The following is a 19,537-nucleotide window of genomic DNA, read 5'->3' on the forward strand; positions in this document are numbered from 1 at the left end:
GGATATTGCGCAAACGCCGAATCACGTGCACCCTTCTTCCTGAGCGACGAGGATATTGCGCAAACGCCGAATCACGGACACCTTTCTTCCTGAGCGACGGGGATATTGCGCAAAGTTGAGACGAGACGCCTTCCCTCCCCTGCAGTAAGGTTGACCTTCTCTCCCGACAGGAGCGAACGGGCAATCAGCCTCGCTCCCTCCCTCTACTGCCTAACGGTAATGGCGTTGCCCGACGCATAGCGGCGCAAGCCGACATAGAACAGGACGATGCCGATTGCGAGGAGTCCTAATGTGACCAAGACGGCGACGAAGACGAATGCCGGATCGAAGTACCGGAGCAGCCCGATCGGCAAGTAGCTGATGAACCCCGCCGGGACGACGGAGAACAGAATCGTCCTCGCGACGCCGCGGAAGATATCCGAGGGATAGGTCGTCAGCGCGACGAAGCTGTTGAACACCTGTTGCGCGATCCCTTCCGAATTGCCGTACCAGAAGGCCAAGCACCCGACGATGATCATGATGCCCATGAAGAGCAGTCCGGCCAGCAGCAACCCTGCCGCGAAGAGCAAGAATCCCCGAATGGTGTGATCCCCAGCCCAGGCATAGACGAGCAAGCCGAACAGGAAGTCGCCTGCCGCCATGACCGACATGCGGCTCGCCAGCACGTGCAGCAGCACCGGCTTCGGCTGGGAGAGATAGACGTCCAGCTGCCCCGACGATACGATCGTCGCGATCCGATAATAGTTGCCGAACAGGACGCTCGCCCAGCCGAAGCCGCCCGCGCTGATCGCCCAGAGCATCATAACGTCCCGCAGCTCCCAGCCCTGCACGACAGGAAACCGGGCGAAGAACAAGCTCCAGAAGAACAGCCACATCAGATTGTTCACCAGCATCATGCCCGCCAGCAGGAGAAAGCTGAGCCGATATTCCAAAGCCGAAGAGAGATTCGCTTTCCAGCAAGCGACCAAAAACCGCCAAATGCCGCCAACCCGATTAGCCTCCGTTGACATGCAGCTTTCTCACTCCTCTTCGGTAGATGAACATGACGATCGCCGACAGCGCGATCAGCCAAGCCGCCTGGATCGCCAGGTCGCGGAGCAACTCCGCGCTGTCCGCCTGCACGCCGGCCCGCGCCGGGAAATACAGCGCCGCTTGGAAAGGAAGCCAAGCGCAGACGCGCTGCAGCCACTCGGGCATCAGATCGAGCGGCAGCAGCATGCCGCCGACCGTGAATTGCAGCTTGCTGAGCACGAAGCTCAAACCGCTCGTCTCTTCCACCCAGAACGCAGAGAGCGCTACGATGGCGTTTAATAGGAACAGCACCGACAGCGCGCCCACGCTCAGAATCAGCAGCCCCGCCCAACCGGCCCCAAAAGCTGGCGCGCCTACGAACGGCCAAGCGATAAGGCTCCCGACGGCCAAGTGGACGAGAAACCGAAATGCCGCCTCCGCCATGTACGAGGCATAGTGATAGCCGACGTAGGAGATCGGGCGGGTGAGACGGACCGCGATGTCGCCGTTCTTGACCTCCTCCTCGATCCGGGCGGCGAGCGGCGGCACCGCCATCGTCAGCGCCTCCGTGAATACCAGATACCAGACGATCTGCTTCAACGTGAAGCCGCCGATCTCCTTCGCGAAGTCGCCGCCATACGCGGCCGACCAGAGCTGCTCGAAAACGAACAGAATCAGCAGCAGAAACGAGGCCCGCAGCACAAAGTCCGTTTTGTACGCAAGCTGCTGGCGCCAAGCGATTCGACCGACCGCGATCCCTTTGCTCCCCGACGCGCGCCAACGCGATAGCCGGACGCTCCGGTTCATGCGGATCCCTCCCCGCTCGCCCGCATTCCGTAGATGTGCTTGATGATCTCTTCGAGCGGCGGATCCTCGACCGTCAGATCTTCGATCCGGACCCGGCCTAGGAAGCCGCCCAACGCCTCCTCGATCCCGATTTGCTTCAGGTCTACCGAGAGGATGAGCCGCCTATCTTCCACAGCATGTACCTCGGTCCCCGTCACGACGGGGAAAGAAGTCCGATCCGCCGCCTCGGTCAACGTGAGCTTGATCGTCTTGCGGCTCAGCACATCGCGCTTCACTCGCTCCACCGGCTCGTCGAGCAGCATGCCGCCATGGTGGATCACGATGACCCGCGAGCACAGCTCCTCCACATCTCCGGCGTCGTGCGACGTCAGGAAGACGGTCGTCTCCTCCTGCCGGTTCCGCTCCCGGATCAACTCGCGGATCCGCTGCTTGACCACGACGTCAAGCCCGATCGTCGGTTCGTCGAGGAAAAGCAGTCGCGGCCGGTGCAGGAACGATGCCGCGATCTCGCACCGCATTCGTTCGCCGAGCGAGAGCTTGCGGACGGGCGTATGCAGATAAGGGCCGAGCTCGAAGCGCTCGATCAGATCCCGCTGCCGCGTAAGATAGTCCGTCCGCTTCAGCTCGTAGACCCGGCTGATCAACTCGAACGTATCGATCGGCGGGAGATGGTACCAGAGCTGCGATTTCTGTCCGAAGACGGTACCGATGCGGAAAGCGAGTCTCGCGCGGTCTTTCCAAGGGACAAAGCCGGCTACATTCGCTTCGCCGGACGTCGGATGCAGGATGCCGGTTAACATCTTAATCGTCGTGGACTTGCCCGCTCCGTTCGGACCGAGGAAGGCGACCGTTTCTCCTTGATCGACCGCCAGGTCGATCGCTTGCACCGCCGCCTTCTCCTCCCATTCCGGCTTGAACAGCGAGCGGAAGCTCCCGCTCAGCCCTTCGGGCTTCCGCTTTACCTTAAACGTCTTGCTCAGGCCGCTCGTCGTCAACGCGCGCATGCGGCATCTCCTCCCCTTCTGCCCCGCTTTGTCTCGGTAAAGCAAAAAAGACCTCCGGCAGGCGCCGCCTTCATAGGCGGAACTTGCCGAAGGTCTTTTATCCCTACGGTGTAGCGCGGCATATGTGCCCCGTCGGTCTCGCTCGGTTCGCCCGCGGCGATGCGCCGCGTCGGATCCCTAGAAACCCTTCCGTTTGATGTTACATATTACCAGCCCATCATCCGGTTGGCAATACCCAACTTTAAGCGCTGAACAACAAATCTTCCATCATCGTCAGCAGCCGCCTGCGCATGCGCAGCAGCTTCTCCGCCGCGATATTGCGGAGCAGGTCGCTGTTGCCCATCCATCGCATATTGTTCAACATCTCATAGGTCCGGTCCATCTCCAGAATCTCGTCGCCATGGATCAGATTCCGGTCGTAGATGCGGACGCGGTACAGCAGATCTCCGGTTTCAGCCATTAATTGTTGGAATGTGATCATGTTCATTTTCCCTCAACCTCTCAATCTCGAATTCTATCGGCAATTAATAGAGTGTATGCTTCGTTATTCTTTTTATAACCCTATGCCATGCCGAATGAATCAAAAAAAAGAGCATCCCGAGGCCTAAAGAAGGCCTAAAGATGCTCTGTGGACATGCTCGCAATTATTTCCCGAACGCTTGCGGATTCTCCCGCCACGATTGGAGCAGCGCCACGTCTGCTTGACGGATCTTGCCGGCGGCGAGGGCCGTATCGATCAACGCGGAGTAGTTGGACAGCGTATCGAGCGGCACGTTCTCCGCGGCGAAGGCGTCCAGCGCGTTCTGGAACTGATAGGTGAAGATCGCGACGACGCCCTGCGCGTCGCAGCCGGCCTCGCGGACCGCGACAGCCGCTTTGAGCGAGCTGCCGCCGGTGGAGATGAGGTCCTCGATCAGGACGACCTTCTGTCCCGGCTTGAAGTGGCCTTCGATCTGGTTCGTCTTGCCATGGCCTTTGGCCTTGTCGCGCACGTACAGCATCGGCAGGCCCAGCTTGTCCGCGACCCAGGCCGCATGCGGGATGCCGCCGGTCGCGATGCCCGCGACCGCCTCGCAGTCGGGGTACTTCGCGCGGATGACGGCCGCGAAGCCTTCCGCGATCGTATCGCGGATCGCCGGGTAGGACATCGTCAACCGGTTGTCGCAATAGATGGGCGAGACGATGCCGGACGTCCAGGTGAACGGGTCTTGGGGGCGCAGGCTGACGGCGCCGATCTCGAGCAGGTGCCCGGCGATTCGGGCGGGCAGTTCGGTCAACAGAGTATCGCTCATGCTTCGGTCATCTCCTTCAAAATGTGTTCCAGCGCTTGGGCCGGGTTCGGGGCGGCGGTGATCGGACGGCCGATCACCAGATAGTCCGTGCCTCCCGCCACGGCGTCGCGCGGGGTCGTGATGCGGGATTGGTCGCCCGTCTCGGACCCGCTTGGGCGAATGCCCGGCGTGACGGTGCAGAATTCCTCGCCGCAGACCGCCTTGATCGCGGCGACTTCGAGCGGGGAAGCGACGACCCCGTGCAGGCCTGCCGCCTTCGCCAGTCGCGCGTAGCGCACGACGGCCTCTTCCACGGCACCGGCGATGCCGATCTCGTCGTTCAGCGTCGCCTGGTTCGTGCTCGTCAACTGGGTGACCGCGATGACGAGCGGCGAATTCGCCGCATCTCCGGCTTGGACGGCATCTTCGATGCCTTCCCGCCCCGCGCGCATCATCGCCAGGCCGCCGGCCGCGTGGACGTTGAACATGTCGACGCCGAGGCGCGCGACGCTCCGCGCGCCGCCGCGCACGGTGTTCGGAATGTCGTGCATCTTCACGTCCAGGAACACCTGGAATCCGCGGGACTTCAGTTCCCGGACGACGGACGGGCCCGCCGCGTAGACGAGCTCCAGGCCCACCTTCATCCAGCAACCGGCTCCTTGCAGCTCGGATGCGAGCCGCAGCGCGGCTTCGGCATCCGGCTTGTCCAGCGCCACCATAACTTTCGCCGCCGCTTGCTCGCGTGTCAAAGTTTGGATCATGATCTTCCCCGCCTCCTTCGAATCGTTCATGTTCATATAGAAGCCCGATCCTGCGCCGCAAGATTCGCGGGAGGACCGGGCCATATACGACGTTTTAACCCTGGAACACCGGCATCGGCTCGCTCGAGAAGCGGAGCGCCTGCAGCATGTGCAGCAGCGCGCTGACGGTATCGAGCGACGTCAGGCAGACGACGCCGTTCTCGACCGCCTCGCGGCGGATGCGGAAGCCGTCACGTTCCGGCGTTTTGCCCTTCGTCAGCGTGTTGACGACGAATTGGGCTTTGCCGGTACGGATCAGGTCGACGATGTTCGGCGAGCCTTCGCTCAGCTTGTTCACCCGCTTCACGCGCATGCCCGCTTGCTCGATGGCATCCGCGGTTCCGCCGGTGGCGATGAGCTTGTAGCCCAGGTTGTAGAAGCCCTTCAGAATCTCGATCGCTTCGGCCTTGTCCTTGTCGGCGATCGTCGCGATGATCGAACCGGATTGCGGGATCTTCATGCCGGAGCCGATGAGTCCTTTGAACAGCGCCTTCGCGAAGTGGCGGTCGCGTCCCATGACTTCGCCCGTCGACTTCATCTCCGGCGTCAGCGTCGGGTCGACGCGGCGCAGCTTGGCGAAGGAGAAGACCGGCACCTTGACGGAGACGTATTCGTCTTCCGGCCACAAGCCGTCCTGATACCCCAGATCGGCCAGCTTGACGCCGAGAATTGCCTGAGTCGCCAGGTTCGCCATCGGGATGTTCGTCACCTTGGACAGGAACGGAACCGTCCGCGAAGAGCGCGGGTTGACCTCGATGACGTAGACGCGGTCCTGCCAGACGACGAACTGGATGTTGACCAGGCCGATCGTCTTCAGCTCCTTGGCGATGCGGATCGTGATGTCGATCGCCTGCTGCTTCACGTCGTCGGACAGCGACTGCGGCGGATAGACCGCGATCGAGTCGCCGGAGTGGACGCCGGCGCGCTCGACGTGCTCCATGATGCCCGGGATGAGCACCGTCTCGCCGTCGCAGATGGCGTCGACTTCGATCTCCTTGCCCAGCATGTAGCGGTCGATCAGGACCGGATGCTCCGGATTGATCTTCACGGCCACCTTCATGTAGGCCAGCAGCTCTTCGTCGGAGTAGACGATCTCCATGGCGCGGCCGCCGAGGACGTACGAAGGACGCACGAGCACCGGATAGCCGAGCGATTGGGCGGTGCCGACGGCTTCTTCAACCGACGTGACCGTGCTGCCCTTCGGCTGCGGGATATCCAGCTTGCGCAGCAGCGCTTCGAACTTCTTGCGGTCTTCGGCTTCGTCGATGCTCTCGAGCGAAGTGCCGAGGATGCGGACGCCGGCTTTGGACAGCGGACCCGCCAAGTTGATGGCCGTCTGGCCGCCGAACTGCACGATGACGCCGAGCGGCTTCTCTTGCTCGATGACGTTCATGACGTCCTCGAAGAAGAGAGGCTCGAAGTAGAGGCGGTCCGACGTGTTAAAGTCGGTGGATACCGTCTCGGGATTGTTATTGATGATGACGGCTTCGTAGCCGGCGTTGCGCAGCGCCCATACGGCGTGCACCGTCGAGTAGTCGAACTCGATGCCTTGGCCGATCCGGATCGGGCCCGAGCCCAGCACGATGACCTTCTGCTTCGCGCTCGGCAGCACTTCGTTCTCCGTCTCGTAGGTCGAGTAGTAGTACGGCGTGGTCGCCTCGAACTCGGCCGCGCACGTGTCGACCATCTTGTAGACCGGCTTCAGGCCTTGCTCCAGACGGTGCTTCCGAACGTCGCCCTCGACCGTCAGCGCGGCGCTCGCGCCTTGGCCTTCGCGGCGCAGCTCGGCGATCGCGCGGTCGGTGAAGCCCATGCGCTTCGCCTTGTACAGCGTCTCCTGGGTCAGCCCCGGCTCGCGGCGGATGACGTCCTCGAACCGGACGATCCGTTCGATCTTGTCCAGGAACCACCAGTCGATGCTCGTCGTGTCCTGGATATGCTGCAGCGACCAGCCGCGGCGGAACGCTTCGGCGATCAGGAACAGCCGCTCGTCGTCCGCTTTGGCCAGACGATTCGTCAGCGTCTCGTCGTCCAGCTCGTTCGCGCCTTTGAGCAGCAGGCGATGCGTGCCGATCTCCAGCGAGCGCACCGCTTTGTGGATCGACTCCTCGAACGTACGGCCGATGGCCATGACTTCGCCGGTCGCTTTCATCTGCGTGCCGAGCTTGCGGTTGGCGTCCGTGAACTTGTCGAACGGCCAGCGCGGAATTTTGCTTACGATGTAGTCCAGCGTAGGCTCGAAGCAAGCGTAGGTCTGACCCGTGACGGGGTTGACGATCTCGTCGAGCGTGTAGCCGACGGCGATCTTCGCCGCCATCTTCGCGATCGGATAGCCCGTCGCTTTGGAAGCGAGCGCCGAGGAGCGGCTAACCCGCGGATTGACTTCGATGACGTAATATTGATAGCTTTGGGGATCGAGCGCGAACTGCACGTTGCAGCCGCCTTCGATGTTCAGCGCGCGGATGATCTTCAGCGACGCCGAGCGCAGCATTTGATACTCGCGGTCGGACAGCGTCTGGCTAGGCGCGACGACGATGCTGTCGCCGGTATGGACGCCGACCGGGTCGAAGTTCTCCATGTTGCAGACGACGATACAGTTGTCGTTCGCGTCGCGCATGACTTCGTACTCGACTTCCTTCATGCCGGCGATGGACTTCTCGATCAGACATTGGCCGATCGGGCTGTAGCGCAGGCCGTTCGCCACGATCTCGCGCAGCTCCTCTTCGCTGCCCGAGATGCCGCCGCCCGTGCCGCCCAGCGTGTACGCCGGACGCACGATGACCGGATAGCCGATCTCGTTCGCGAAGTCGACCGATTCTTGAACCGTCGTGACGATGACGCTCTCCGGCACCGGCTGCTCCAGCTCGCGCATCAGATCGCGGAACAGGTCGCGGTCTTCGGCTTTCTCGATCGCCGTCAGCTGGGTGCCGAGCAGCTTGACGCCTTCGGCTTCAAGCACGCCTGCGCGCGCCAGCTCGACGGCCATGTTCAGGCCCGTCTGCCCGCCGAGCGTCGGCAGCAAGCCGTCCGGACGCTCCTGGCGGATGATCTGGGAGACGAACTCGAGGTTGATCGGCTCGATATATACTTTGTCGGCCATGTTCGTGTCGGTCATGATGGTGGCCGGGTTGCTGTTGATCAGGACGACTTCCAGCCCTTCTTCCTTCAGCGCTTGGCAAGCTTGCGTGCCGGCATAGTCGAATTCCGCCGCTTGTCCGATGACGATGGGACCCGAGCCGATGACGAGAATTTTCTTGAGGTCTTTATTTCTGGGCATACTGCAGCTCTCCTCTCAGCGTCTCCGACAATTGCGCTTGGCGCGGACGCGCCGGGTTGGCGAGCTTATGCTCGCGGATCATGTCCAGGAACCGGTCGAACAGGTAGCTGTTGTCGAACGGGCCGGGCGCGGCTTCCGGATGGTATTGAACCGTGAAAGCCGGGAATTTGTTGTGCTTCAGGCCTTCGATCGTCTTGTCGTTGTTGTTGATGTGCGTGACGGTCAGGTCGGTGCCTTGAATCGAATCTTCCTTGACTGTGTAACCATGGTTCTGCGACGTGATGAAGCAGCGGCCGGATTCGAGCTCCTTGACCGGATGGTTGCCGCCGCGGTGGCCGAACTTCAGCTTACCCGTGTCCGCGCCGCAGGCGAGGGCGAACAGCTGGTGGCCAAGGCAGATGCCGAAGATCGGATACTCGCCGAGCAGCTCGCGGATCGTCTCGACGGCGTGGGGTACGTCCTTCGGATCCCCGGGGCCGTTGGACAGCTGAATGCCGTCCGGATGCAGCCGGCGAATGTCGTCCGCGGTCGTGTCTTGCGGCACGACGACGACGTCGCAGCCGCGCTGCGTCAGCTCGCGCAGAATGCCGCTCTTCGCGCCGTAATCGATCAGCACGATCCGTTCTTTGGTACCCGGGCTCGAGAAGACGCTCTTCGTCGACGTGCGGGCCACTTGGTCGCGCAGGAGCGGCGTGACGCCGAGACGCTCTTGCAGCTCTTCGACGCGCTCGGAACCCGTCGTCAGAATGCCCTTCATCGTGCCGTGCTGGCGCAGAATCCGCGTCAGCATGCGGGTGTCGATCTCGCTGATGCCGAGAATGCCGTACTCCTTCAGCAGATGGTCCAGCGTATATTGCGCTCTCCAGTTGCTCGGCACTTCCTCGTGGCGGCGCACGACGAACCCGTGAATGAAGGGACGGACGGCCTCGAAGTCGTCGCGGTTAATGCCGTAGTTCCCGATGAGCGGGAAAGTCATGGTAACGATCTGTCCGCAGTAGGACGGATCGGACAATACTTCTTGGTAACCGGTGATCCCGGTGTTGAACACGACTTCGCCGATCGACGCGCCGTCCGCGCCGAAGGACTGGCCCGTGAACAGCGTGCCGTCTTCCAGTAAAAGTCTCGCTTGCATCCGAATCGCTCCTCGCTCGTTAGTTGATGCCGTTCTCTTCGGTCCAGACGACCTTGCCGCCTACCATGGTCAACGCCGGCCATCCATATAGCTTCCAGCCCGCGAACGGGGTATTGCGGCCCTTGGTCAAGAACGTCTCGGGGTTCACTTCGCGCTCTTGCTCCAGGTCGATCAAGACGATATCGGCCGGCGCGCCCGGCGTGAGCTTGCCGGTCGGCAGATTGAACACGCGGGCGGGGTCGCTCGTCATGCGCCGCAGCAGGAAGTCCAGCGTCCAGCGGCCGGTCTTGACGAACTTCGTGTAGAGCAGCGGGAACGCCGTCTCGAAGCCGACGATGCCGAAGGGCGCGCGGTCCATGCCGCGGGCTTTCTCTTCCTCGCTGTGCGGCGCGTGGTCGGTGACGATGATGTCGATCGTCCCTTCCTCCAACGCCCGGATGCAAGCCTCGACGTCGCGCGGCGTGCGCAGCGGCGGGTTCATCTTCCAGTTCGCGTCCATCGTATCCGGGATATCTTCGTCCGCGAGCAGCAGATGGTGCGGGCACACCTCCGAGGTGACGTTGACGCCGATCGACTTGCCCAGCCGGATCAGCCGGATCGACTGTTCGGTGCTGACGTGGCAGACGTGGTAGTGCACGCCCGTCGCTTCGGAGAGCAGGATGTCGCGGCCGACGTGGATCGCTTCGGACTCGTTCGGGATGCCCTTCAAGCCGTGCTTGCGGGCGAACGCGCCTTCGGACACCGATGCGCCCTCGACGAGCGAGTCGTCCTCGCAGTGCGCGATGACCGGCATGCCGAGCGACTTGGCGAGCGTCATGGCGTTCTTCATCATCTGCGCGTTCTGCACGCCGACGCCGTCGTCCGTGAAGCCGATCGCGCCCGCTTCCTTCAGCGCCGCGAAGTCGGTCAGCTCGCGGCCGAGCTCGTTCTTCGTGATCGCCGCGTACGGCAGCACGCGGACCGCGCCTTCGGTCGCCGCTTTGTCCAGCACCAGCTTCACCGTATCCGGCGTATCGATGACCGGCCGGGTGTTCGGCATGCAGGCGATCGTCGTGAAGCCGCCCTTGGCCGCCGATTGCGTGCCGGTCGCGATCGTTTCTTTATGTTCGAAGCCCGGTTCGCGCAGGTGGACGTGCATGTCGATCAGCCCGGCCGATACGAGCTTGCCGGAAGCGTCGATCGTTTCCGTCCCCGCCGTATCGGGCGCGCTCGCGCCGTCCGCCCATTCCGCGACCGCGCCGTTCTCGATGCGCAGATGCTTCTTCTCCGTCTCTCCCGTCTCCGGGTTGAGCGTCAGGCCGTTCAGAATCCATGTTGTCACGGCTATTGTTCCTCCTCTTGTTCCGATAGATGCCGCAATCCCTGGTGCCGTCGGCCTCTCGTTCACACTTCCACTTCCGCTTCGCGCGGATGCAGGATCGTGACGCAGTCCGTCTCGTCGATCTCCCTGAGCGACACTTCGATCTGCTCGTGCCTAGAGGTCGGCACGTTCTTGCCTACGTAGTCCGGACGGATCGGCAGCTCCCGGTGTCCGCGGTCGACCAGCACCGCGAGCTGGATCGATTGCGGCCTGCCGCAGTCCATCAGCGCGTCCATCGCGGCGCGGATCGTCCTGCCGGTATACAGCACGTCGTCGAACAGAATGATGCGTTTGTCCCTGACGTCGAAGGACGTGTCGCCGTTCCGGCAGACGATGCCGTCCAGCGGCAGCTCGTTCACCGGCCTGTCGTCGCGGTAGCGGGTGATGTCCAGCTCGCCGACGCCGATGGGGTTGCCCTCGATCTCCCGGATGCGCTCGGCGATCCGCCGGGCCAGGTAGATGCCGCGGGTGCGAATGCCGACGATCGCGCAGCCTTCGATCCCTTTGTTCTTCTCGACGATCTCGTGTGCGATGCGCGTCAGCGCTCGCCGGATCGCCGATTCGTCCATAATGATGTTGCCGGATTCCTGCATACCGACCCCTCCTGCTCCGAAAGACGGCATCAAAAAACCTCCTTGCGTCAGACGCAAGGAGGTCCATAGTCGCTCCGATACCCGCACAGCTAGACCGCCCAAGAGACGTCGCAGAGACGTGCCGCTAGGCGATAGCTGAACCGGGCCGTACGATACGCGCCACCTTGCCAGTCTCACGGGACTGATTTAAAGGTACCAGTTCATTAAGAGAAATTATCGCACTTTCGACATGCCCTGTCAATATCGGCGGACGACTAAAATTCGAATTCGACGTCCGTCAGGCGGCGCTTGATCTCGTCGATGACGCGGCGTTCCTCGGCCTCTCCGGCCGCAAGGAACGTTACGGAGAAGCGCACGAACGCGCCGGCGTCGTCCCACGGCACGGAGGAGATCAGCTTCTCGCGGATCAGGAACTGCGAGAAGTCCTCGCCGGAGTTGAAGCGCTGTCCGCCCTTGATGCCCTTCGGCGCTTCGACGTACAGGAAGAAGGAGCCCTTCGGCTTCTCCGCCTTGAAGCCGATCTCGTTCAGCGCGGCGACCAGGAGGTCGTGGCGGCGGGAGTACTTGGCCGCGATCGCTTCGGTGATCTGCGGGTTCGCCAGGCCGTAAGCGGCCGCCTTCTGAATCGCGATGAACTGGCCGGAGTCGTTGTTGTCCTTCACGTCGCTGAACGCCTTGACGATCAACGGGTTGCCGGCGACGAATCCGATCCGCCAGCCGGTCATGTTGTACGACTTGGACAAGGAGTGCAGCTCGACGCCTACGTCCTTCGCGCCCGGCACGGACAGGAAGCTCAGCGGCTTCATGCCGTCGTAAGTCAAGGCGGCGTAAGGCGCGTCATGCACGACGACGACCTGGTACTTCTTCGCCCACGCGACAACCTTTGCGAAGAAATCGGCGGTTGCGGCGGCGCCGGTCGGATTGTTCGGGTAGTTCAGGTAGAGCAGCTTCGCGCGCTTCGCGATGTCTTCCGGGATGGCAGCCAGGTCCGGCAGGAAGTCGTTCTCCTTCGTCAGCTTCACGTTGTAGACTTCGCCGCCCAGATACTTCGTGTGCGTTCCCATGATCGGGTACCCCGGCACCGTCATGATCGTCACGTCGCCCGGGTTGATGAACGCCGTCGGCAGCATGGCCAGCGCCGGCTTCGAGCCGATGGAGTGCACCACTTCGGTGTCGGCGTCGATGCCGTCCACCGCGAACACTTCCTTCAGGTATTTCGCGGCGGCCGCTTTGAACTCGGCGATGCCGTTGTCCGCGTAACCGCGGTTCTCCGGCTTAGCCGCTTCTTCGGCCAGCTTGGCCACGATGCCGGCGTCCGCCATCTCGTCCGGTTCGCCGACGCCCAGGTCGATCAGCTCGATATCGGGGAAGGCGGCGCGGGCCGCCGCTTTGGCGCGTTTGATCTTCTCGAATTTGTAGATGTTCGTATCCTTGCCGTAGTTCGCGCCGCCGATGCGGTTCGCGAATTGCTGTTGGAGGTAGGTGCCTTGGTATTGTTCGACGCTCAAATTCGACACTCCTTGATTGTAGGGATTGGAAAACTTGCCTGATCGGCGATAACGACAGGCCGAGCGGCTCCGGCGAACGAACGCCGGCCAAGCCGACACGGGTTCACGCTATTACTATGCCTTAAGCGGGTAATCGCCGCCATGGATTATTTCGCCGAACATTTGCAGAAACAAGTACAAACGGCTGTGCCGCCTTCGGTGAGCGACGCATGCGCTACGGAACGATTCGGACGGCAACGCCGCCCGCCCCGATCGGCCGGATCCCCGTCGCTTCGGCGAAACGCAATCCGCTCGAAACGCCGAAAAAGGCTCGTCCGGCATCCTCGGGGATGCGGCGAGCCTCATGCGGGTTCAGCTAGGGTACTGCTATCGCGTGCGAAGCATGTGCAAGGCGTGCTCCATATCCTCGGGCAGCGGAACGCTGAATTCCAGCTTCTCTCCCGTACGCGGATGATCGAAGCCCAGCACGCCCGCGTGGAGCGCCTGGCCCGTCATGCCCAGCGTCCGGCCGCTGCGGCCGCCGTAGAACGGATCGCCGACGAGCGTATGCCCGATATACTTCATATGCACGCGGATCTGATGGGTCCGGCCGGTCTCGAGCTTCAGCTCGACGAGCGTATAATCGCCGAAGCGTTCGACCACCGCGAAGTGGGTAACCGCCCGCTTGCTGCCCTTGTCCGTGACGGTGAACAGCTTGCGGTCGTTCGAATCGCGTCCGATCGGCGCGTCGATCGTGCCCCGGTCGTGCGGCACGTTCCCGTAGACGAGCGCGAGATAGCGCCGGGTGACGGTGTGCGCCTTGAGCTGCTCGGCCAGCGAAGCGTGCGCGAGGTCGTTCTTGGCCGCCATCAGGAGGCCGGTCGTGTCCTTGTCGATCCGATGCACGATGCCCGGACGGAGCATGCCGTTGATCCCGGACAAGTCGCGGCAATGGTACAAGAGCGCGTTCACGACGGTGCCCCGCGCGTGGCCGGCGGCCGGGTGGACGACGAGCCCCCGCGGCTTGTTGATGACGATCACGTCGCCGTCTTCATAGATCACGTCGAGCGGAATGTCCTCCGGAAGCGCCTCTACGGGCTCAGGCTCCGGGACGCGAACCTCGACGGTCATCCCGGCTTGCAGCTTCGCGTTCGGCTTCACCGATTGGCCGCCTACGGTCACGTGGCCGTCGCGGATCCATTCTTGAATCTGCGAGCGGGACGACGCCGCGTCCAACGCTTGCTCCGTGACGAATTTGTCGATGCGCTGTCCCGCCTGCGCCTCGCTCACCGTCCACTCGAGCAGTTCCTCCTCGGCCGAATCCTCGGCTTCGAGCGCTTCTGCCTCCGTCCGGTCCAACGAATCAGGCAAGCTGTTCTCCTTGACGATCTTGTTCTTGGTCATGATGCCCATTCTCCCGTTTCGGCGCTAACAGCGAATCCAGAATGATCATGGCGACGCCGACGACGATAGCGCAGTCTGCCGCGTTGAAGATCGGAAACGTGTAGCTGCCGAAGTTAAATTGCATAAAGTCGACCACTTGGCCGTAAATCGCGCGATCCAGAAAATTGCCCAGCGCGCCGCCCAGCACGAGCGCCAGCGCGACCAGCAGCAACCCGCGTCCGTGACGGTGCGAACGGTGCAAGTACCAGACGATGGCCGATACGACCAGCACCGTGATGAGCAGGAAGAACCAGCGCTGTTCCTGCAGGATGCCGAAGGCGGCGCCCCGGTTGTGGATGAACGTAATGATGAAGAAATCGCCAATGACCTTCACCTGCTGATAGAGATCCAGGTTGTGCTCGATCAGCTTCTTGGTGACGTAATCGATCGCGAACACGAGGGCCGCGATCACGTAATAAACCCAGATTCCGATTCGACGTCGTTGCATGTAAGGCATGCCGCCCTTCCCCGAATAATCCTGCTTGATGATTTTAACATACCGGTTCGCGGGGCGTCCAACCTATCCGCTCCATAAATCGACAGGGCGGCCATACTTGCCCGCCGCGCCGTCTACGTAAAACCGGCGTTCCCGGCATACACTATCCCCTATGATGCGTCCGCCTGGCACGAAGGGCGCGCCGAATGCCACCACTACGAGTAAAGGAGCGGACCTGCGATGACCCTCCCTTTGACGGATCACCGAATGGAAGCGCTGCGGACCCGGTTGCTGGAGGAAAAACACGAACTCGAGCGGCGGACGCGGGACAACGACCACTATGGGCTGGCGAACAGCTATCGCGACGAGACCGGGGACCTCTCCGCGATCGACAATCACCCCGCCGACGCCGGCACGGAGATGTACGAGCGGGGCAAGGACCTCGCCTTGCTCGAGCGGGAAGCTTTCCGCCTCGAGCGGATCGATGCGGCGCTCGCGCGCATGAAGACGGGCGAATACGGCCGATGCGCGGCTTGCGGCAGCTTCATCCCGCCCGAACGGCTCGAAGCGATGCCCACGGCGATCTACTGCGTGGCCCACGAGCCGATGCAGGAGGAAACCCGCAGCCGGCCGATCGAAGAGGAATTCCTAAACCCGCCGTTCGGGCGTACCAGTCTCGACGAGCGCGACGACCAGAACGGCTTCGACGGCGAAGACGCTTGGCAGATCGTCGAAAGCTGGGGCAACTCCAACACGCCCGCCATGGCGGAAGGCAACAACAACGACGACTATGGCAACCTGTCGATCGAAGCCGACGAGAACGAGGGCTTCGTCGAGCCGATCGAGAGCTTCCTCGCCACCGACATCACGGGCCACGACATCAGCGTCGTGCGCAACCGCGCTTACCATCGTTACATGGCCCAAGCGGAAGGGGATCCGCTGCTCGAGCCCGACGAGTGGGCGGAAGAGTAACCGCGCCCGCGCTCAGTACGGGTTGATCTCCAACTGGCGCTGGACGATCCGAACGATGTCCGCGATATAGTCGCCCACGACCGGCAAGTTCAAAGCGCCCAGCAGCTGCAGCAGCCAGACGATCGTCGCCGCGAAAAAGGTGAAGCCGAGCGCGATGCCGACGCCTCTCGACAGGCCGGCCAGGACGTTGCGCCAGATGAGCTGCCACGGCCGGTTCATGAGATTGACGTAGTCCTTCAATTGCGCCTTCTCCATATCCAATGCCAATCGATCCAGCCTCACGGTCAGGAGTTCGAGCGTGCGCCGCATGGCGTTCGCTTCCGCCGCGAGACTGGATCTTGTTGTCGTTTTCCGCTCTTCGCCGCCTGCGCCTTCCTCCGGGCTCATCCGCGCGCCCCCCTCTCAGATGCAAAACGAGTCCGCCGCGAGCGGCTGCGTTCGCGGCAGCCCTTGCGGACAAGACTCGTTTGCTCCTGCATGCTATTAATGGTTTGCTCCGAACCCGGCCGCATTATGCTCCCGATCGCGCAAGACGCGCCCGGCGATCCGTCACTCCGCCACGATGGCCAGGCCGATCGTCTTGTCGCCGGCTTGCACCGTCTCCGTGCGTTCCGTCCGTCCGAACGCGACGTCCTTCACGAGCACGTTCTCCCGCAGCACGTCGTCGAACGCGCGCAGCGCGGCTTCCGTCTCGGCGTCGACGTCCAGCATGAGGCCGACGCGGCGCTCGATCGGCAGATCGAGCTTCTTCCGCGTGTCCTGCACGGCGCGGATGACTTCGCGGACGATCCCCTCCTGCTCCAGTTCGGGCGTGATCTCCGTGTTCAGCGCCACGGTCACCCCGCCGCCCGAAGCGGACGCGAAGCCCGGCTTCGCTTGCTTCTCCGCCAGCAGTTCGTCCAAAGCGATCCGGAGCGATTCGCCTTCGGCCTCGAAGGCGAACGCGCCTTCGCTGACGACACGGTTCGCGTCCTCGGCCGACAGCCCCTTCAGCGCGCCCTGGATCGGACCGACGTGCTTGCCGTATTTCTTGCCGGCCAGCTTCAGGTTCAGCTTCAGCGAGTAGTCCACGAAGCCGCTGTCCTCGGTGACCAGCGTGATCCGCTTCACGTTCAGCTCGTCCTTGACGATGTCCTCATAGTCGGCGGCGCCGAATTCGCCGCTGAGCGAGACGAGCAGCTCCGAGAGCGGCTGGCGCGTCTTGATGCCGGTCTCGTTGCGCACGTTCCGCGCGAGTTCGACGATGTTGCGCGCCGTCTCCATGTCGCGTTCGAGCGCGGCGTCGATCGCCTTGGCGTCGGCCGTCGGATAGTCGGCCAGGTGCACGCTGCCTTCGCCGCCGAGGTTGCCGTAGATATCTTCGGCGAGCAGCGGCAAGTACGGCGCGACCAGCCGGGACACCGTCAGCAGCACTTCGCGCAGCGTCTGGTAGGCGGCTACCTTGTCTTCCGTCAGGCCGCTGCCCCAGAAGCGGTCGCGCGAGCGCCGCACGTACCAGTTCGACAGCTCGTCGACGAACGTCTCGATCGCCTTGGCCGGGTTGAGGAAGTCGTTCCCGTCCAATCCGCGCACGACCTCTTGGATGAGCGAGTTCAAGCGGGACAGGATCCAGCGGTCCAGCTTGCTCTCGGAGCCGCGCGCCGGATGCGCCGCAGGGTCGAAGCCGTCGATCGACGCGTACAACGCGTAGAAGGCGTGGGTGTTGACGAGCGTATCCACCACTTTGGATTTCGCTTCGCCGACGATGCTCTTCGAGAAGCGCTTGCTGTTCCAAGGCGCGCTGTCCGAGAGCAGCGCCCAGCGGAACGCGTCGGTGCCGAACTCTTCGATGATCTCCCAAGGGTCGATGACGTTGCCCTTGGACTTGCTCATCTTCTGTCCGTTCTCGTCCAGCACGTGGCCGGTCGAGATGACGGATTTGTACGGCGCCCGGCCGTTGTACAGCGTCGAGACGGCCAGCAGGCTGTAGAACCAGCCGCGCGTCTGGTCGATGCCTTCGCAGATGAAGTCCGCCGGATACTGCTCCTCGAACTTCGACTCGTCGCCGAACGGGTGATGGTATTGCGCGAACGGCATCGAGCCGCTGTCGAACCAGACGTCGATCACTTCGGGCGTCCGGCGCATGACGCCGCCGCAGGCGCAGCGCAGCTTCACGTCGTCCACGTACGGCTTGTGCAGCTCGAGGTCCTCCGCGACTTCGCCGATCGCGAGCGACCGCAGCTCCGCGTGGCTATGCGGCGCCTTCTGCCGGCCGCAGTCATCGCACACCCAGACGTTGAGCGGCGTGCCCCAATAGCGGTTCCGGCTGATGTTCCAGTCCACCAGGTCTTCGAGGAACTTGCCGAAGCGTCCGTCGCGCAGATGCTCGGGATACCAGGCGACCGTCTTGTTGTTCGCGATCAACTGGTCCTTCACCGCCGTCGTCTCGATAAACCAGCTCTCCGTGGCGTAGTAGAGCAGCGGCGTCTTGCAGCGCCAGCAGAACGGATAGCTGTGCTCGTATTTCTCCTTGTGGTAGAGCAGGCCCCGCTCCGACAGCATCTTCACGATGTCGACGTCGCAGTCCTTCACGAAGCGGCCGGCCAGGTCCGTCACTTCGTCGATGTAGCGGCCGGCGTTGTTCACGACCATCAGCATCGGGATGCCGTGCTGGCGCGAGACCCGATAGTCGTCCTCGCCGTGCGCCGGCGCGATATGGACGATCCCCGTCCCGCTCGCGTCGCTGACGTAGTCGGCGTCGATGATCCGGTAGGCGCCTTCCACGCGGACGTACGGGAACAGCGGCTCGTAGGTCAAGCCGACCAGCTCGCGCCCCTTGACCGTGCCTAGCGTCTCGTACTCGCCCTTCATCACTTTGTCCGCCAGCGTGCCGGCGAGGATGTAAGTCTCGCCGTCTTGGCGCACGCGCACATAATCGATGTCGGGATGAACGGCCAGCGCCACGTTCGCCGGCAGCGTCCAAGGCGTCGTCGTCCAGGCGAGCGCGTATTCGCCGCTGTCCGTCAGCTTGAACTTGGCCGTCGCCGTCAGATCCTTGACGTCCTCGTAGCCTTGCGCCACTTCATGCGAGCTGAGCGTCGTCTGGCAGTCCGGGCAATACGGGCTGACCCGGTGGCCGCGGTAGAGCAAGCCCTTGTCGTGGATCGTCGCGAGGATGTTCCATACGCTCTCGATGTACCGGTTGTCCAGCGTGATATACGGATCGTCCAGATCGGTCCAGTAGGCGATCGCTTCGGTCAGTTCGCGCCACTGGCGTTCGTACTCGAACACGCTCTCCTTGCACTTCTTGATGAACGGCTCCACGCCGTACTTCTCGATCTCCGGCTTGCCCGAGATGCCGAGCTGCTTTTCGACGCCGAGCTCGACCGGGAGACCGTGCGTGTCCCATCCCGCCTTGCGGATGACGCGGTAGCCCGACATCGTCTTGTAGCGGCTGACGAAGTCCTTGATGACCCGGCCCAGGACGTGCCCGATATGCGGCTTGCCGTTGGCGGTCGGCGGCCCTTCGTAGAAGACGAAGTTCGGCCGGCCGGCGCGGTTCTCGATCGATCGGCGGAACGTATCCTCCTTCTTCCATTGCTCCAGCACCCGCAGCTCGCGGCTGCGCGCCTTCTCTTTGACGTCGACGCGACGCATGTCCCTCATCCTCTCTGTCTCTCGTGAAAATAAAAAAAGCCCGTCCCCATGGAAGGGACGAGACTCGCTCGCGGTACCACCCTTGTTCCGCCGCGACTCCGGAAGGAGACGCGGGCGCTCAAGACGAAAGATGCCGGGCTGCGGCGCAGCGCGGAATATCCTTCGTAATTCCCGTAACGGGGGAACGGAACGGCCCGGCCTACTTGCCCTTCCAGCGCGGCCGCTAGAGCCGCTGGGCGTTCGGTGGGCGTCTCGGGGACGATGTTCGGCGGGGTCCAACGTTGGCTCGCAGCGGCCGCCAACTCTCT

At 62.8% G+C, this 19,537-nt stretch carries 16 protein-coding genes; 1 reads left to right on the plus strand and 15 read right to left on the minus strand.

Annotated features, from left to right (window positions below; translation table 11 throughout):
* Nucleotides 1-203: 203 nt before the first annotated feature.
* The 13 genes from H7C19_RS21155 to lspA form a co-directional block, all read right to left on the minus strand.
* The gene (locus H7C19_RS21155; protein ID WP_185671042.1) at nucleotides 204-1,010 is read right to left on the minus strand and encodes an ABC transporter permease; all 807 of its coding nucleotides are present in this window, start codon (nucleotides 1,008-1,010) and stop codon (nucleotides 204-206) included.
* Nucleotides 994-1,818 (minus strand): ABC transporter permease, encoded by an 825-nt coding sequence (locus tag H7C19_RS21160; RefSeq protein ID WP_185671043.1) that lies wholly within the window; start codon nucleotides 1,816-1,818, stop codon nucleotides 994-996. The genes H7C19_RS21155 and H7C19_RS21160 overlap by 17 nt, the downstream gene beginning before the upstream one ends.
* On the minus strand, nucleotides 1,815-2,822 hold the full coding sequence (locus H7C19_RS21165; RefSeq protein ID WP_185671044.1) for an ABC transporter ATP-binding protein: 1,008 nt from the start codon (nucleotides 2,820-2,822) through the stop codon (nucleotides 1,815-1,817). Before H7C19_RS21165 ends, H7C19_RS21160 begins: the two co-directional genes overlap by 4 nt.
* A 241-nt stretch (nucleotides 2,823-3,063) precedes the next feature.
* Complete coding sequence (locus H7C19_RS21170) at nucleotides 3,064-3,303, minus strand: hypothetical protein (RefSeq protein WP_221469385.1); 240 nt, start codon at nucleotides 3,301-3,303, stop codon at nucleotides 3,064-3,066.
* Between the two features lie 163 nt (nucleotides 3,304-3,466).
* On the minus strand, nucleotides 3,467-4,114 hold the full coding sequence (gene pyrE, locus H7C19_RS21175) for an orotate phosphoribosyltransferase (protein WP_281384920.1): 648 nt from the start codon (nucleotides 4,112-4,114) through the stop codon (nucleotides 3,467-3,469).
* Complete coding sequence (gene pyrF / locus H7C19_RS21180) at nucleotides 4,111-4,854, minus strand: orotidine-5'-phosphate decarboxylase (protein WP_185671046.1); 744 nt, start codon at nucleotides 4,852-4,854, stop codon at nucleotides 4,111-4,113. Before pyrF ends, pyrE begins: the two co-directional genes overlap by 4 nt.
* Nucleotides 4,855-4,948: 94 nt before the next feature.
* A complete protein-coding gene (gene carB, locus H7C19_RS21185) occupies nucleotides 4,949-8,170 on the minus strand; it encodes a carbamoyl-phosphate synthase large subunit (RefSeq protein ID WP_185671047.1) in 3,222 nt (1,073 codons plus the stop codon).
* Nucleotides 8,157-9,302: a carbamoyl phosphate synthase small subunit gene (locus tag H7C19_RS21190; protein WP_185671048.1), complete on the minus strand. Its 1,146-nt coding sequence runs from the start codon at nucleotides 9,300-9,302 to the stop codon at nucleotides 8,157-8,159. The genes carB and H7C19_RS21190 overlap by 14 nt, the downstream gene beginning before the upstream one ends.
* Nucleotides 9,303-9,321: 19 nt before the next feature.
* The gene (gene pyrC, locus H7C19_RS21195; RefSeq protein ID WP_185671049.1) at nucleotides 9,322-10,623 is read right to left on the minus strand and encodes a dihydroorotase; all 1,302 of its coding nucleotides are present in this window, start codon (nucleotides 10,621-10,623) and stop codon (nucleotides 9,322-9,324) included.
* 62 nt (nucleotides 10,624-10,685) lie between these two features.
* Complete coding sequence (pyrR, locus tag H7C19_RS21200) at nucleotides 10,686-11,255, minus strand: bifunctional pyr operon transcriptional regulator/uracil phosphoribosyltransferase PyrR (RefSeq protein ID WP_185671050.1); 570 nt, start codon at nucleotides 11,253-11,255, stop codon at nucleotides 10,686-10,688.
* A 254-nt stretch (nucleotides 11,256-11,509) separates the two neighbouring features.
* Entirely contained in the window at nucleotides 11,510-12,763 is a 1,254-nt protein-coding gene (locus H7C19_RS21205) for an LL-diaminopimelate aminotransferase (RefSeq protein WP_185671051.1), read from the minus strand.
* A gap of 366 nt (nucleotides 12,764-13,129) precedes the next feature.
* The gene (locus tag H7C19_RS21210) at nucleotides 13,130-14,146 is read right to left on the minus strand and encodes an RluA family pseudouridine synthase (RefSeq protein ID WP_185671052.1); all 1,017 of its coding nucleotides are present in this window, start codon (nucleotides 14,144-14,146) and stop codon (nucleotides 13,130-13,132) included.
* Nucleotides 14,106-14,633, minus strand: coding sequence for a signal peptidase II (gene lspA, locus H7C19_RS21215; RefSeq protein WP_185671053.1), 528 nt, complete (start codon nucleotides 14,631-14,633; stop codon nucleotides 14,106-14,108). Before lspA ends, H7C19_RS21210 begins: the two co-directional genes overlap by 41 nt.
* A 228-nt stretch (nucleotides 14,634-14,861) precedes the next feature.
* On the opposite strand from lspA, the gene H7C19_RS21220 reads away from it, so the two are divergent.
* Entirely contained in the window at nucleotides 14,862-15,593 is a 732-nt protein-coding gene (locus H7C19_RS21220; RefSeq protein ID WP_185671054.1) for a TraR/DksA C4-type zinc finger protein, read from the plus strand.
* Between the two features lie 12 nt (nucleotides 15,594-15,605).
* On the opposite strand, the gene H7C19_RS21225 is transcribed toward H7C19_RS21220, so the two are convergent.
* Both H7C19_RS21225 and ileS read right to left on the minus strand, forming a co-directional pair.
* A complete protein-coding gene (locus H7C19_RS21225; RefSeq protein ID WP_185671055.1) occupies nucleotides 15,606-15,980 on the minus strand; it encodes a DUF5665 domain-containing protein in 375 nt (124 codons plus the stop codon).
* 162 nt (nucleotides 15,981-16,142) lie between these two features.
* Nucleotides 16,143-19,229: an isoleucine--tRNA ligase gene (ileS, locus tag H7C19_RS21230; protein WP_185671056.1), complete on the minus strand. Its 3,087-nt coding sequence runs from the start codon at nucleotides 19,227-19,229 to the stop codon at nucleotides 16,143-16,145.
* Between the last annotated feature and the right edge of the window lie 308 nt (nucleotides 19,230-19,537).

It is taken from the genome of Cohnella nanjingensis (assembly GCF_014212125.1).
In the GTDB taxonomy this organism is placed as follows: Bacteria; Bacillota; Bacilli; order Paenibacillales; family Paenibacillaceae; genus Cohnella; species Cohnella nanjingensis.

Coding starts and splice junctions, on each gene's coding strand:
- H7C19_RS21155 (WP_185671042.1), bottom strand. CDS start 1,010: ATGTCAACGGAGGCTAATCGGGTTGGCGGCATTTGGCGGTTTTTGGTC.
- H7C19_RS21160 (WP_185671043.1), bottom strand. CDS start 1,818: ATGAACCGGAGCGTCCGGCTATCGCGTTGGCGCGCGTCGGGGAGCAAA.
- H7C19_RS21165 (WP_185671044.1), bottom strand. CDS start 2,822: ATGCGCGCGTTGACGACGAGCGGCCTGAGCAAGACGTTTAAGGTAAAG.
- H7C19_RS21170 (WP_221469385.1), bottom strand. CDS start 3,303: ATGATCACATTCCAACAATTAATGGCTGAAACCGGAGATCTGCTGTAC.
- pyrE (WP_281384920.1), bottom strand. CDS start 4,114: ATGAGCGATACTCTGTTGACCGAACTGCCCGCCCGAATCGCCGGGCAC.
- pyrF (WP_185671046.1), bottom strand. CDS start 4,854: ATGATCCAAACTTTGACACGCGAGCAAGCGGCGGCGAAAGTTATGGTG.
- carB (WP_185671047.1), bottom strand. CDS start 8,170: ATGCCCAGAAATAAAGACCTCAAGAAAATTCTCGTCATCGGCTCGGGT.
- H7C19_RS21190 (WP_185671048.1), bottom strand. CDS start 9,302: ATGCAAGCGAGACTTTTACTGGAAGACGGCACGCTGTTCACGGGCCAG.
- pyrR (WP_185671050.1), bottom strand. CDS start 11,255: ATGCAGGAATCCGGCAACATCATTATGGACGAATCGGCGATCCGGCGA.
- H7C19_RS21210 (WP_185671052.1), bottom strand. CDS start 14,146: ATGACCAAGAACAAGATCGTCAAGGAGAACAGCTTGCCTGATTCGTTG.
- lspA (WP_185671053.1), bottom strand. CDS start 14,633: ATGCAACGACGTCGAATCGGAATCTGGGTTTATTACGTGATCGCGGCC.
- H7C19_RS21220 (WP_185671054.1), top strand. CDS start 14,862: ATGACCCTCCCTTTGACGGATCACCGAATGGAAGCGCTGCGGACCCGG.
- H7C19_RS21225 (WP_185671055.1), bottom strand. CDS start 15,980: ATGAGCCCGGAGGAAGGCGCAGGCGGCGAAGAGCGGAAAACGACAACA.
- ileS (WP_185671056.1), bottom strand. CDS start 19,229: ATGCGTCGCGTCGACGTCAAAGAGAAGGCGCGCAGCCGCGAGCTGCGG.